General features: G+C 43.9%; 7 protein-coding genes. 5 read left to right on the top strand and 2 right to left on the bottom strand.

All coding sequences use genetic code 11. The annotated features are described in order from the left end of the window. Positions 1-358: 358 nt before the first annotated feature. Together pruA and U0R10_RS08420 are read right to left on the bottom strand one after the other, a co-directional pair. On the bottom strand, positions 359-1,984 hold the full coding sequence (gene pruA, locus U0R10_RS08425) for an L-glutamate gamma-semialdehyde dehydrogenase (protein WP_377983521.1): 1,626 nt from the start codon (positions 1,982-1,984) through the stop codon (positions 359-361). A gap of 46 nt (positions 1,985-2,030) precedes the next feature. Then, positions 2,031-2,666 carry a helix-hairpin-helix domain-containing protein gene (locus U0R10_RS08420; RefSeq protein WP_377983520.1) on the bottom strand — a complete coding sequence of 212 codons (636 nt, stop codon included), beginning with the start codon at positions 2,664-2,666 and terminating at the stop codon, positions 2,031-2,033. A gap of 710 nt (positions 2,667-3,376) precedes the next feature. Here U0R10_RS08420 and rpoB point away from each other — a divergent pair. From rpoB to U0R10_RS08395, 5 genes are all read left to right on the top strand, one after another. After that, entirely contained in the window at positions 3,377-7,252 is a 3,876-nt protein-coding gene (rpoB, locus tag U0R10_RS08415; protein WP_377983519.1) for a DNA-directed RNA polymerase subunit beta, read from the top strand. A 65-nt stretch (positions 7,253-7,317) separates the two neighbouring features. Then, positions 7,318-11,640, top strand: coding sequence for a DNA-directed RNA polymerase subunit beta' (gene rpoC / locus U0R10_RS08410; protein ID WP_377983518.1), 4,323 nt, complete (start codon positions 7,318-7,320; stop codon positions 11,638-11,640). Positions 11,641-11,909: 269 nt separating this feature from the next. Continuing rightward, positions 11,910-13,055, top strand: a complete 1,146-nt coding sequence (locus tag U0R10_RS08405; RefSeq protein ID WP_377983517.1) for an HlyD family secretion protein — start codon at positions 11,910-11,912, stop codon at positions 13,053-13,055. A 1-nt stretch (position 13,056) separates the two neighbouring features. Beyond that, on the top strand, positions 13,057-15,222 hold the full coding sequence (locus tag U0R10_RS08400; RefSeq protein ID WP_377983516.1) for a peptidase domain-containing ABC transporter: 2,166 nt from the start codon (positions 13,057-13,059) through the stop codon (positions 15,220-15,222). Positions 15,223-15,245: 23 nt separating this feature from the next. Further along, on the top strand, positions 15,246-15,566 hold the full coding sequence (locus tag U0R10_RS08395) for a DUF3467 domain-containing protein (protein ID WP_377983515.1): 321 nt from the start codon (positions 15,246-15,248) through the stop codon (positions 15,564-15,566). The last annotated feature ends 43 nt before the right edge of the window (positions 15,567-15,609 follow it).

The raw sequence follows: 15,609 nt of genomic DNA, 5'->3' as shown, positions 1-15,609 counted from the left end.
GCTCTTATTTTAATATAAGAAAATTGTCTATATCCTTGTCTTGAATGCTACTTATTCTGATTAGCTCATTTAAAGAACTAACCTCGTCTTTATTTCTACCAACACGTCAAAGAACTCTTTTAACTTCCTGCATAATCACCAAGCCGAAACCCAGTAACCACGCCTCCAGTCAATGCGCTAGAATCGTTTTCCTAGCAATTGGGAGTGCAAAGATGTAGGAATAATTTATAAATACCAACTCAGCAATCGAAATTATTTGTAACCTAAACTCTAATCACCTGAAAATCAAGGGAGATCAATAACAAAAAACCTTGCAAAATTCTCATCTGCAAGGTTTCCCAATGAAAAATATGATTGCTTAGCCCAAAAAAGGATACCTGAAATCCACCGGCGAAACAAAAACCTCCTTCACCGTACGCGGCGAAACCCAACGCAACAAATTCAAATACGACCCCGCCTTATCATTCGTCCCCGAGGCACGCGCTCCACCAAATGGCTGCTGACCCACAACCGCTCCCGTACACTTATCATTTAAATATAAATTCCCCGCCGCATTCACGAGTGCCGCCTTCGCCTCCTCCAAAGCATACGTATCCTGGGCAAAAATGGCACCTGTCAACGCATAAGCAGATGTCTCGTCAACTAATGTCAAGGTTTGCTTCCACTCCGCATCCGGATACACATAAATCGTCAATACAGGTCCAAAAATCTCCTCAACCATCGTTCTCGATTTCGGATTCTTCGTCAATAGAACAGTTGGCTCCACAAAATATCCCTTCGAATCATCGCAATTTCCTCCCGCCACAACCGTCACATCCGCATCCTGCTTCGCATCCGCAATGAATCCTGAAATCTTACCAAAGGCCTTTGCATCAATCACTGCATTCACAAAATTTGAAAAGTCCTCCGTACCACCCATTCGAATAGCCGCCAAATCTTCCTTTAAATAAGCCTCCACCTGAGACCATAATGAAGCCGGAACATAGGCACGAGATGCAGCAGAACATTTTTGGCCCTGGTATTCAAAGGCTCCCCGAACTAATCCCACCGCTAGTGCTTTTGCATCAGCCGAAGGGTGCGCTACCACAAAATCCTTACCACCTGTCTCCCCTACAATGCGAGGATATGATTTATAATTCGAAATATTATTTCCTATATTTTTCCAAATCGTTTGAAATACCGATGTCGATCCCGTAAAGTGAATACCCGCAAAATCGCGATGAGAAAACACCACATCCCCCGCCTCAGGACCATCCGCAAATACCAAATTGATCACACCCGCAGGCAAACCTGCCTCCTCCAAAATTTCCATTAACAAACCCGCCGAATACACTTGCGTGGGCGACGGCTTCCAAACCACCGTATTCCCCATCAAAGCTGGCGCCGCTGGTAAATTACCCGCAATCGCTGTAAAATTGAACGGCGTTAATGCATAAACAAAACCCTCTAACGCCCTATATTCCACCCGATTCCATACACCCGGCGATGATACCGGCTGATCCGCATAGATCTGCGATGCATAATGCACATTGAAACGTAAAAAATCTACCCACTCACATGCTGCGTCAATCTCCGCCTGAAAGGCGTTTTTGGATTGTCCCAACATCGTCCGGGCATTTAATTGCATCCGATATTTCGTTGCCGACAACTCCGCGGCTTTTAAGAAAATAGCTGCCCGACGCTCCCAAGGGGTACTCGACCATGCTTTATGTGCAGATAAGGCTGAATCGATTGCCGAAGCAACTTCCGATTTACCCCCTTCATAATAATACCCTAAGACATGTTGGTGATCATGCGGACAAGTCATCGGCATTTTTTTATCGCCTTTCACAGATTTGCCTCCGATGCGCATCGAAATCTCTACCTGCTTAGCACGTAAATCCGCGATCGTTTGTTGCAATTTTGTCCGCTCTGCAGACCCCGAGGCATACCCTAAAATAGGTTCATTAATCGGTGTTGGTACTTTAAAAAAGCCTGTTGACATATATCAGTTGAATTGAAGTGTTTGTTGGCGCAAATTTAACAAAATTTTACGGGTCAAAAGCAAGGTAAGGACGCAATCGCTCCCAAACGCGCATGTCCAACAATTTGATTTGGCTTAATTCATCGAAATCTTTAACCACCCCGTGCTGTTTTCGATAATTCAAAAACAACTTGGCTTGTGCATAAGGTAAGTACGGATGCCGGAACTCCTGCCAAAGCAACCGGTTCACCTGTAATTTGCGATAAACACCCGTACCCAACTGAAACCGCTTCCGATAGCGCTCCACCCAGATTGTATCCATTCCGTACACTTCTTTTAATTGGTTTACTTGATAAAAACCACCCAACTGATCTTTGAATTTTAAAATGCGTTTGGCGAAACCTGGTCCAATGCCGGGTAAAGCTACCCAGGCCAACGAGTCTGCCCCATTCATATCAATTTTCCAATCGTCCTGCTTTCGAGGTGCCCAAGTTGCTTTGAAATAATAAGGCTTGGGATATTGTTTGGCCAAACGTTTTTTCTTTTCAGCTTCCATCCGCTGATAAATCACCTCAAAATGAATCGGTTTGAAGTAAGCGATTGTTTCTTGGCGATCGCGATACCTCAAGATTGCATCCACACCCATCCCCAATCCTATAAGTATACATAATACAATGACCCCACGAATCTCCGCTCGAGTCATTCCAAGGGTAAAGCGGAGGTAGTATTTTAGGCGAGGGAGCATGGGAGGAAGGGAGTAGTAGTTAGTGGGCAGTAATCAGTAGTCAGTAGTTAGTCCGAAGGGAAAGAGTCCGAAGTCCGAAGGAAAAGTTAGTTTGTAAACGAGTCCTTGATAAAATCATTGTATCAGTTTACTGGTAAAGAGGTGAGAAGTGAGATGTAAGAAGTAAGAGGTGAGATGTAAGAGATAAGAACTGCATACAGACCAATGACGATAAGCGACTGATGACTAGTGACTAGTGTCTGACCACTGATTACTGACTACTGACTACTCCGGACTCTTTCCCTTCGGACTGACGACTAGCGACTGTCCACTAACCACTGACTACAGACCACTGATTACTGACCACTGATTACTGACTACTCCGGACTCTTTCCCTTCGGACTGCCCACTGACGACTGACCACTGATTACTGACAACTGTTAAAAAACTTCCCTCCCCTATTTGTACTTTAAAAAAATTTCCCTAATTTTGCAGGCTATTTTAGGATTAACGCCTTCGGGCGAATCCGAAAAATGTTTTTCTGAAACACAAATCTCTTATCGTAGGGGAGGCGCAAAGGGGAAATCATTTTATCATCTACGAGGCATTCAGCTTTTAATTTTCGTCGAAAACGGCGAGAAATTGTGCCCACGGGCCATTTTTCATTTTAATTTAAAACGTATAAAGCCTTGAGTAACATCACTGCCACAGGAAGACACAGCTTTGCGAAAACGCAGTCTGTGATCAATTATCCAGATTTTCTGGATATCCAAGTCCAATCCTTCCAGGATTTTTTCCAGCTAGAGACAGCTGCGGAAAACCGTACGGACGAAGGTTTATTTAAAGTATTTGCTGAAAATTTTCCAATCGCTGATTCGCGGGAAAATTTCGTTTTGTCGTTTGTCGACTACTCAGTAGATCCACCGAAGTATTCGGTAGATGAGTGTATCGATCGCGGTTTGACGTATTCAGTACCTTTAAAAGCGAAATTGCGTTTGATCTGTAACGATACAGACAACGAAGATTTCCAAACCATCGAACAAGAGGTTTTCTTAGGAAACATCCCTTACATGACCGAGCGTGGATCATTCGTGATCAACGGTGCCGAGCGTGTAATCGTTTCTCAGCTACACCGTTCACCAGGTGTTTTCTTCGCGCAATCGAAGCACACAAACGGAACGAAATTGTATTCTGCTCGTATCATTCCATTCAAGGGTTCTTGGATTGAATTTGCTACGGACGTTAACAATGTGATGTATGCGTACATCGACCGTAAGAAAAAGTTCCCAGTTACTGTATTGCTTCGTGCAATCGGTTACGGAAATGACAAGGATATCTTAGATTTATTTGGCTTAGCTGAAGAAATCAAGGTTGATAAAAAAGCTGTGAAAGGCATCGTAGGTCGTCGTTTGGCGGCACGTGTTTTGAAAACATGGCAAGAAGACTTCGTAGATGAAGATACAGGTGAGGTAGTTTCTATCGACCGTAACGAGATCTTAATCGAGCGTGATACGGTTATCACAGAAAACGAAGTTGAGACAATCTTAGAATCAGGTTCAGCAACCGTTATCTTACACAAAGATGACGTGAACGTTTCTGACTTCAATATCATTTACAATACCTTGCAAAAAGATACTTCGAACTCAGAAAAAGAGGCCGTTGAAGTTATCTACAAGCAATTACGTAATACGGATGCTCCCGATGAGCAAACGGCACGTGACATCATCCAAAACTTGTTCTTCTCGGACAAGCGTTACGATTTGGGTGAAGTAGGTCGTTACCGTATCAATAAAAAATTAGGTCATGATATCCCAATGGATGTCAAAGTATTGACTAAAGAAGATATCATTTCTATTGTGAAGTACTTGATCGGTTTGATCAACTCACGTGCGGTAGTCGATGATATTGACCACTTATCTAACCGTCGTGTACGTACCGTAGGTGAGCAATTATATGCTCAGTTCGGTGTAGGTCTTGCACGTATGGCGCGTACGATCAAAGAACGTATGAATGTTCGTGACAACGAAGATTTCAAACCAGTTGACTTGATCAATGCCCGTACATTATCGTCGGTGATTAACTCTTTCTTTGGAACGAACCAACTATCTCAATTCATGGATCAAACGAATCCATTGGCTGAGATTACGCACAAGCGTCGTATGTCGGCACTAGGGCCAGGTGGTCTTTCGCGTGAAAGAGCAGGTTTCGAGGTTCGTGACGTTCACTATACGCACTACGGTCGTTTGTGTACGATTGAAACTCCAGAGGGACCAAACATTGGTTTGATTTCATCTCTTTGTGTTCACGCGAAAGTGAACTCGATGGGATTCATTGAAACACCTTATCGTTTGATCGATGGAGGTAAAGTAGATACCTCAAGCAATGTTCAATATTTGACAGCTGAAGAAGAGGATGGAAAAAACATCGTTCAGGCGAATGCAACCATCGATATTAAAACAGGTAAGTTCTTAACAGATCGCGTTAAGGCTCGTTTTGAAGGTGACTTCCCATTGGTTAACCCAGCGGATGCACAATATATGGACGTAGCTCCTAACCAAATCGTTTCGGTTGCCGCTTCATTGATTCCTTTCTTGGAGCATGATGATGCCAACCGTGCGTTGATGGGATCCAACATGCAACGTCAAGCGGTACCGCTTTTACGTCCAGAAGCTCCTATCGTAGGAACTGGTCTTGAGCACCGCGTGGCGATTGACTCACGTACGTTAGTTGTTGCTGAAGGTGACGGTGTGATTGAATATGTAGACGCTTTGAAAATTGTTGTCAACTACGATCAAACTGAATCAGAGGCGTTGATTAGCTTCGACGGATCTATGAAGACGTACGAATTGATCAAATTCCGCAGAACGAACCAAGATACAACGATCAACTTAAAGCCGATCGTGTTCAAAGGGGAGAAAGTGAAAAAGGGTCAAGCGCTTTGCCAAGGTTACGCAACTGAAGCTGGTGAATTAGCATTAGGTCGTAACATGAAAGTGGCGTTCATGCCATGGCAAGGTTACAACTTTGAGGATGCGATCGTAATCTCAGAAAAAGTTGTTCGTGACGATATCTTTACTTCGATCCACATTGAAGAATTCGAATTAGAAGTTCGTGATACCAAACGTGGTGAGGAGGAATTGACATCAGAAATTCCAAACGTTTCCGAAGAAACAGTTCGTAACCTAGACGAGAACGGTGTTGTTCGCGTAGGTGCTGAAGTGAAAGAAGGAGATATCTTGATTGGTAAGATTACACCAAAAGGTGAGTCGGATCCAACACCAGAAGAAAAATTATTACGTGCCATCTTTGGTGACAAAGCGGGTGACGTGAAAGATGCTTCGAAGAAAGCGCCACCATCATTAAAAGGTGTGGTTATCGATACTAAGTTGTTCGCACGTCCTAAGAAGGATAAAGAGGAGCGTGAAAAATCGAAAGCTGAATTGAAGAAGTTAATGAAGGAATACAGTAAAGACCTTTTGGAGATTCGTCGCCAAATGATCGAAAAGACTGTTGCTTTATTAGCAGGTAAAACTTGCGCAGGTATTAAGCACAAATTCGGCACGGTGATCGTGGAGAAGGGTGTTAAATTCTCAGCGAAGAACATCGAAGAATTATTATTCCCAGATAAAAACTTGTATCGCGATGAGTCTACTTACGCAGTTCAAGAAGAAGCAAACTTGCTTTCTGACTTGATCGTGGAAGAGGCAACTTCAGATGCAACATTGAACAAATTGTTCATGAACTTAATCAAGAACTTCAATGTGAAGCGTAACGAAATCGCTGGTCGATTCAAGCGTGAGCGTTTCGTTCTTGAAGTAGGTGATGAATTACCTGCGGGAATCGTGAAGTTGGCGAAAGTCTACATCGCGAAGAAACGTAAGTTGAAAGTAGGTGATAAGATGGCGGGTCGTCACGGAAATAAGGGTGTTGTAGCTCGTATCGTACGTGAAGAAGATATGCCATTCTTAGAAGATGGAACACCAGTAGATATCGTATTGAATCCACTAGGGGTACCATCTCGTATGAACTTAGGTCAAATCTACGAGACTGTATTAGGTTGGGCTGGTCAAAAATTAGGTAAGCGTTATGCAACACCTATTTTCGACGGTGGAACTGAGGCAGAAGTAGCAGCTGAATTAACATTAGCTGGTTTACCAGACTGGGGACGTACCTACCTATACAATGGTTTAACAGGTGATATGTTTGATCAACCAGTTACTGTGGGTATCATTTACATGTTGAAACTTGGTCACTTGGTAGATGATAAAATGCACGCACGTTCAATTGGACCATATTCATTGATTACACAACAACCATTGGGTGGTAAAGCTCAATTTGGTGGTCAGCGTTTCGGTGAGATGGAGGTTTGGGCACTTGAGGCCTTCGGAGCAGCGAATATCTTGCAAGAGATTTTAACTGTGAAGTCGGATGACGTGATCGGCCGTGCCAAAGCGTACGAAGCAATTGTGAAAGGCGAGAATATGCCTAAGCCAAACATTCCAGAATCATTCAACGTATTGATTCACGAATTGAGAGGTTTAGCTCTTGAAATCACACTTGAGTAATCATTTATCGGGCCGCTAACCCCGGCCCTTAAAAAGAAATCATTTTCCAATTAAATACATCGAAAATGTCATTTAAAAAGACGAGAAAACTGAACAGCGATTTCCAAAAAGTGACCATCTCATTGGCATCACCGGAGTCGATTCTTGAAAGTTCAAACGGTGAGGTAACTCAACCGGAGACAATTAACTACCGTACCTACAAACCCGAAATGGGCGGTTTGTTCTGCGAGCGTATTTTCGGTCCAACCAAGGACTGGGAGTGTCATTGCGGAAAATATAAGCGTATTCGTTACAAAGGCATCATCTGCGACCGTTGTGGTGTAGAGGTGACTGAGAAGAAAGTACGTCGTGAGCGTATGGGCCACATCGAATTAGTGGTTCCAGTAGCACACATCTGGTACTTCCGTAGCTTACCGAACAAAATCGGTTACATGCTTGGATTATCTACGAAGAAATTAGATCAAATTATCTACTATGAGCGGTACTGTGTCGTTCAAGCAGGTATGTACGCCGAAGAAGGAAAGATTGGTAGCCAATACCTTGATTTTTTAACAGAAGACGAGTACTTAGATATCTTAGATAAGTTACCACGCGAAAACCAACACCTTCCTGATGAAGATCCACAGAAATTCATCGCAAAAATGGGTGCTGACGCATTAAATATGTTGTTGACGCGCATCGACTTAGACAGCTTATCAGCTGATTTACGTCACGCGGCAGACACAGAATCTTCTCAACAACGTAAAGCTGAGGCTTTGAAGCGTTTGAAAGTTGTGGAAGCATTCCGTGAGTCAGTAGGTCGTATTGACAACCGTCCTGAGTGGATGATCATCAAAATGGTTCCTGTAATTCCACCAGAATTACGTCCATTGGTGCCATTAGATGGAGGTCGTTTCGCTACATCTGACTTGAACGATTTATATCGTCGTGTAATTATCCGTAACAACCGTTTGAAGCGTTTGATCGAGATCAAAGCGCCAGAGGTAATCTTACGTAACGAGAAGCGTATGTTGCAAGAGGCTGTTGACAGTTTATTTGACAACTCACGTAAAGTAAATGCGGTTCGTTCGGAAGGTAACCGTGCCTTGAAGTCTCTTTCTGATATGTTGAAAGGTAAGCAAGGTCGTTTCCGTCAAAACTTATTAGGTAAGCGTGTCGATTATTCAGGTCGTTCGGTTATCGTCGTAGGTCCAGAATTGAAAATGCACGAATGTGGTCTACCTAAGGATATGGCAGCTGAATTATTCAAGCCGTTTGTTATCCGTAAGTTGATCGAGCGTGGTATCGTAAAAACAGTTAAGTCTGCAAAGAAGATTGTTGACCGTAAAGATCCAGTCGTTTGGGATATTTTGGAAAATGTAATGAAAGGACACCCAGTTCTTTTAAACCGTGCTCCTACGTTACACCGTTTGGGTATTCAAGCATTCCAACCTAAATTGATCGAAGGAAAAGCGATCCAATTGCACCCATTAACATGTACGGCATTTAACGCCGATTTCGATGGTGACCAGATGGCGGTTCACGTTCCACTAGGACATGAAGCGATTTTGGAAGCCTCGTTATTAATGCTTGCATCACATAACATCTTGAACCCAGCGAATGGTGCGCCGATTACGGTACCATCTCAGGACATGGTGTTAGGTTTATATTATGTAACTAAAGGACGTAAGTCTACTCCAGATCACAAAGTGGCTGGTGAAGGATCTCGTTTCTACGGATTTGAGGAGGTTGTTATCGCCTTGAACGAGAAGAAATTGTCTAAGCACGCGAACATCGTGGTGAAAGCTACGGTACGTAAAGAAGATGGTACATTGGTTCAAGAGATGGTGGAAACTGTTGCGGGACGTGTATTATTCAACTTATGTGTTCCTGAGCAAGTAGGTTACATCAATGAGTTATTGACGAAGAAGAAATTGCAACAAATCATCTCACACGTTCACAAGATCTGTGGTATGGCTCGTACAGCGCAATTCTTGGATGATATCAAAGAATTAGGTTTCCAACAAGCCTTCCACGGTGGTTTATCGATGGGTATTGGTGATGTTCAAATTCCTGCGGAGAAAGCTTCTTTAGTGAAGAAAGCACAGGATGATGTTCAAGCAGTTTGGGACAACTACTTAATGGGTTTAATCACAGATAACGAGCGTTACAACGCAGTTATTGACATCTGGACTAAAGTTAACTCGAAAATTACCGAGACTTTGATGAAGCAGATGGAAGAGGATAACCAAGGATTTAACGCGATCTACATGATGATGCACTCAGGAGCCCGTGGTTCTCGTGAGCAGATTCGCCAACTAGGTGGTATGCGTGGTTTGATGGCTAAGCCTCAGAAGAACTTACAAGGTTCGGTAGGTGAAATCATCGAAAACCCAATCCTTTCTAACTTTAAAGAAGGTCTTGACGTATTAGAGTACTTTATCTCAACACACGGTGCGCGTAAAGGTTTGGCAGATACTGCCTTGAAAACAGCCGATGCGGGTTACTTGACGCGTCGTCTACACGACGTAGCGCAAGACGTGATCGTGAACGAAGAAGATTGCGGTACCTTACGTGGTATTGAAGTATTCCCATTGAAAGATAATGACGAGATCATCGAGCCATTATCTGAGCGTATCTTAGGTCGCGTTTCTGTACATGATGTAATTGACCCAGTTTCTGGTGAAATGATCGTTGAGTCAGGTGAGGAGATCACAGAAATCGCAGCACAAAAAATCGACGAAACTGCCATCGATTCGGTAGAAATTCGTTCGGTATTAACGTGCGAAACGCGTAGTGGTGTTTGTGCGAAGTGTTATGGACGTAACTTGTCTACGGCACGCATGGTGAACATCGGTGAGGCGGTTGGTGTAATCGCATCTCAGTCTATCGGTGAGCCAGGAACGCAGTTGACATTACGTACCTTCCACGTGGGTGGTACAGCACAAAACGTTTCATTAGACGCAAGTGTTAAAGCTAAGTTTGATGGCGTTGTGAACTTTGAAGAAGTTCGTACGGTAACATCTACGGATGCAGATGGTAACCCAACTGAAATCGTAATGGGTCGTTCGGGTGAGGTTCAAATTGTTAACCCGGCTAACAAGCAGGTGTTGATTTCGAACAACGTTCCTTACGGTTCATTCTTACGTGTGAAAGAAGGTCAAGCGATCAAAAAAGGCGAAGAAATTTGCGTTTGGGATCCATACAATGCGGTAATCCTTTCTGAGGCTGAAGGTAAAATTGAATTCGAGGCAATCGAAGAAAACAATACCTACAAAGAGGAAGCGGATGAGCAAACAGGTATGCGTGAGAAGGTGATCATCGAGTCGAAAGACAAGACGAAAAACCCATCCGTAATCATTACAGCAAAAGGCAAAGAGGATTTGGTATACAACGTTCCAGTAGGTGCTCGTTTAACCATCAGCGACGGGGAGAAAATCAAAGCGGGTCAAATTATCGCGAAGATTCCACGTGCAGCAGGTAAAACGCGTGACATTACAGGAGGTCTACCACGTGTAACGGAATTATTCGAAGCACGTAACCCTTCTAACCCAGCAGTCGTTTCTGAAATTGACGGTGTAATTTCATACGGTGTCATCAAACGTGGTAACCGTGAAATTATCGTTACGCCAAAAGAAGGAACAGAACGTCGTTACTTGGTGCCATTGACTCGTTTCATTTTGGTACAAAATAATGACTTCGTACGTGCAGGTATGCCATTATCGGATGGTGCAATCACGCCTTCAGATATCTTGAAAATCAAAGGACCAACAGCGGTTCAAGAATACTTAGTTAATGAGATCCAAGATGTATACCGCTTACAAGGTGTAAAAATCAACGATAAGCACATCGAGTGTATTGTACGCCAAATGATGCAGAAAGTGGAGATCCTTGAGCCAGGTGATACGCAATTCTTACAAGGTCAAAACGTAGATCGTTTTGTCTTCCGTCAAGAAAATGACTTGATCCTAGACAAGAAAGTAATCTTAGACGCAGGTGATTCTGAGAAATACAAAGCAGGTATGATCCTTACAGCACGCGCTTTACGTGATGAGAACTCATCATTGAAACGCCGTGACTTGAAGTTGATGAAAGTACGTGACGCGCAAGCAGCCGTTTCTTCTTCTAACTTGCAAGGTATCACACAAGCTTCGTTAGGTACAGATTCATTTATCTCAGCTGCATCGTTCCAGGAAACTACGAAAGTACTTTCTGAGGCTTCGATCCGCGCGAAACAAGATACCCTAGACGGCTTGAAAGAGAACGTTATCGTGGGTCACTTGATTCCAGCTGGTACAGGTGTTCGTCGCTACCAAAACATTCTAGTCACTTCGGCTGAAGAAATGAAGCAATTAGAAAAAGCGACAGCTACTGAAGTAGAAGAGGTAAAAGAAAGTGTAGCGAACTAGTTAGACGCTGGACGTTAGTCAATTTAAATTAGCCCTGAGCATTCATTTGTTCAGGGCTTTTTTTATGGGGCCTGGGACTCATTTTGTCGGGTCTTATGTTTTTGCCAATATCTTGGATTTAGTATGCCCACAGGCCCTAAAAGGCCTATTTTTCGTCCGACACCCCCTTAGGGCAAGGATGTTGGGGTTTTTCGGATTTTTCATTCTCCTGCTTATGTCGCAATTTCAGGGAAGCAATCTAGGCGATTGTGTACCTAACCAACTAGCAGATGAATTCAGTAGCAGACAACGTTACCCATACGGTCGAAAATCTATGGGCCAAAACCCAGGTAAACACCCGCTCCATCTACCTGGTCATCGTCCTTCTGGTACTCAGTTTCCTCTTTTCCCTCCCCTATATATTTGTTGACATCAGCTCCCAAAGTCGCGGCATCGTCCGTAGCTCATTTGAAAATGCGCCGATTACCAACATGGTTGCGAGTCGGATTTTGTCGGTACATTTTCAAGCGAACCAACAAGTCGCCAAGGGCGATACATTATTCATTTTGGATCCTGGCATCCTGAACACAGAGCTGAAACTAACCACCGGGAAGCTGCTCCAAAATCAACAGGAATTAGCAGATTTGACACGCGCGCTGCGCGGTTCGGATTTGTCCTTTGGGCAGCTGGCCATGCAGGCCGACTACGCCCAATACCAAGCGCAGTTGCAAGAACTAGGCGGTAAAGTGAATCAGGCGGAAATGACCTTGAAACGCAATCAAATTTTATTCGATGCGCGCGTAATTCCCCCACTCGAATACGAACAACATGTACAGGCATTGCGCGAAATCAAAGACCAATTCAACCTCGTGACGAAGAAACAACGGAATCAATGGGAACGCCAACGGACCGAGCTGGAAATCAATAAGCAGGCCCAACAAGCAAATTTGAAAAAACTAAGCCTCGAGCAAAAACAATATGTCATAACGGCCCCGATCTCGGGAACAATCGTAAACTACAAAGGCTACACGGCGGGGACTTTTGTGAATAACGCCCATGTGATTGCGGAAATATCCCCAGACCAAAAGCTTCTAGTCGAATGTTTAGTCCCCACGCAAGACATTGGCTTAGTCCACGCGACGCAACGGGTCCGCTTTCAAATGGATGCCTATAATTATAATTACTGGGGATTTGTGGAGGGCGAGGTGGTGGATATAGACAAACACGTCAGCCAACAGAACGATCAGCTCTATGTTAAAGTCCGATGTAAGCTGAATCGTATGCACCTGAAACTCAAGAATGGATATCAAGCAGGCATTCGAAAAGGGATGACCCTTTCGGCGCATTTTATCGTGACACGCAGAAGCTTGTATCAATTATTGTTTGATCATGTAGATGCTTGGTTGAATCCGATCACCTACGGACAAAAATCATAATATGGCTTCTATTCGGGTAAAACAGCACGATATCAAGGATTGTGGTGCTGCCTGTTTGGCTTCGGTGGGCAATCATTATCGAGTTCAAATTCCCATTGCGCGGATTCGCCAGCTCGCCAGTACGGATTTGCGGGGAACTACGATATTGGGTCTTAGTCAGGCTGCTGAAAAAATGGGATTTAAAGCGAAGGGAATCCGTGGAAATTGGGAAGTTCTGTCTGAAATACCACTTCCCACAATTGCTCACCTGCATCTAAAAAATGGCTTGCAGCATTATGTAGTCATTCATCGCGTACATGCACGCCAGTTGACCGTCATGGATCCTGCCACAGGTACCCTAGAAAAATACACCCAGGAAAATTGGATGGAAGTTTGGACGGGAATTGTGCTATTAATCATCCCGGGAGCCTCATTTGTGCCTTTTTCAACCGGGAGTACCCCCCTATTTAGATTATGGAAATTAATTGAACCGCATCGGATGATCTGGTTACAGGCCATTTTAGGCGCGTTCGTCTATACGCTGCTTGGCTTAGGCATGTCGGTATATATTCAGAAAATCACCGACTATGTACTAGTAGATGGCAACCGAAATCTGCTGAATTTATTGAGCGTCGGGATGCTGGGGATCGTATTGCTTCAAGTATTTATTGGGGCGAATAAATCGTTGATGGTCATGAAGACAGGGATGCAAATGGATGCGCGTTTATTGCTGGGCTATTACCAACATGTCTTGCAATTACCCCAGGTATTCTTTGATACCATGCGCGTGGGGGAGATTACTTCCCGACTAAACGATGCGATAAAAATCCGCCATTTTATAAATGATGTCGCCATGGAATTATTGGTGAATTGTTTTGTGCTACTCTTTACGCTGGCGCTCATGTTTCGCACATTTGGGCCTATGGCGATGTTATTGATTTGGGCCATTCCGGCCTATGGGCTGGTGTATTGGCTAACAAACTGGCAAAATAAACGGATGGAAAGACGGCTAATGGAAGATGCCGCACAAGTTGAAATCCATGTAGTGGAATCCTTGCAACATAGTCGGTCTATTAAAGAGTTTGGTATAGCCTCTTTTATCCAGCAAAAAGCGGAAAACAGATTTGTCAAATTATTGCTTACAGCCTATCAGGGAGGCAAAAATGCACTGTTTACGGCCAACAGTACCCTATTGATTTCACAGGTCGTGACAATTGTTGTTTTGTGGCAGGGTGCAGGCTATGTGTTGGACCGGTCGATTAGTCCAGGTGAATTATTCTCATTTTATGCGCTAGTGGGATTTGTTACGAATCCCATGCAAGCGCTGATGGGTGCGAATAAAGCAATCCAACATGCCTTAATTGCTTCTGAGCGTTTGTTTGATATCATGGATTTGGAGGTAGAGGAAAACGAGGGGACCATGGCCTTGGCTAAAACGGATCTAGGTGACATTCGACTTACGCAAGTAGACTTTATGTATGGAACTCGGACCCGGGTTTTAGAATCATGTTCGCTCTGTTTTAGGTTAAATCAATGGACTGCTGTCGTAGGTGAAAGTGGCTCGGGCAAGAGTACCTTGTTTGCGTTGATTCATAAACTCTATCCCATTTCAAGTGGACAAATACACGTGGGAAAGCACGATATCCGGTTAATTGATTCCCAAAGTTTGCGTAAGATGATTCGGCTGGTGCCCCAACAAGTCGAACTTTTTGCCGGAAATGTGATTGAAAATATTGCATTGGGGGAAGCGGAACCCGACATTAAACGGGTGGTCGAATTGTGTCAACATGTGGGTATTGCATCCGTTATTGAACAACTACCTAGTACTTATCTGAGTTTATTGGGCGAAAATGGCGCCATGCTTTCGGGTGGCCAAAAACAACGGATTGCGATTGCGCGCGCCTTATATCAGGATCCTGACATTTTACTCCTGGACGAAGCCACCTCAGCTTTGGATGCCTACGGGGAATCTGAAATACAGACCGGATTGAAGGAATTTATGGCACGAGGTAAGACCATTATTTCAATCGCGCATCGCTTATCAAGCATCGTAGACGCAGATCAGATTGTTTTTTTGCGAGATGGACGCATGTCAGAAGTGGGAACCCATGTAGAATTAGTGGGGAAACAAGGGGACTATTGGCGAATGTGGCAAAAACAACATGGGATTCTCCGAGTAGATTCGTAATTTGACGGCTTATTCGAAAAATTATGGAAAACCAATCAGAAGAAAATCAGCTTAATATTGAATTACCTGAAGAGTTGGCAGAAGGCGCCTATGTGAATTTAGCCTTGATCGCCCATTCGCCATCCGAATTTGTGATGGATTTTATCCGCATTTTACCGGGCTTACCCAAAGGAAAAGTGAAGTCCCGCGTGGTGATGACACCTGATCACGCGTACCGCTTGATGCTCGCCTTACAAGAGAACATGCAGAAATATGAGGAGAGTTTTGGCCCTATCAACAAAGATGGAAGTGATGGCGGCTTTGATTTTCCTATGAATTACAATGGCCCGATAGGCGAAGCGTAAACGTTTTAGATTTTTTTATTTCAGAAAAGCACGTTTTTTTCCG

Origin of the sequence: Aquirufa avitistagni (genome assembly GCF_042715545.1) — a bacterium.
Taxonomy (GTDB): domain Bacteria; phylum Bacteroidota; class Bacteroidia; order Cytophagales; family Spirosomataceae; genus Aquirufa; species Aquirufa avitistagni.
The sequence above is the reverse complement of the archived record's forward strand: the minus strand, read 5'-3'. Positions and strand labels throughout refer to the sequence as shown.

Bases quoted from the DNA above. Each gene is read 5' to 3' on its own strand.
- pruA (WP_377983521.1), bottom strand. From the start codon at position 1,984: ATGTCAACAGGCTTTTTTAAAGTACCAACACCGATTAATGAACCTATT.
- U0R10_RS08420 (WP_377983520.1), bottom strand. From the start codon at position 2,666: ATGACTCGAGCGGAGATTCGTGGGGTCATTGTATTATGTATACTTATA.
- rpoC (WP_377983518.1), top strand. From the start codon at position 7,318: ATGTCATTTAAAAAGACGAGAAAACTGAACAGCGATTTCCAAAAAGTG.
- U0R10_RS08405 (WP_377983517.1), top strand. From the start codon at position 11,910: ATGAATTCAGTAGCAGACAACGTTACCCATACGGTCGAAAATCTATGG.
- U0R10_RS08400 (WP_377983516.1), top strand. From the start codon at position 13,057: ATGGCTTCTATTCGGGTAAAACAGCACGATATCAAGGATTGTGGTGCT.
- U0R10_RS08395 (WP_377983515.1), top strand. From the start codon at position 15,246: ATGGAAAACCAATCAGAAGAAAATCAGCTTAATATTGAATTACCTGAA.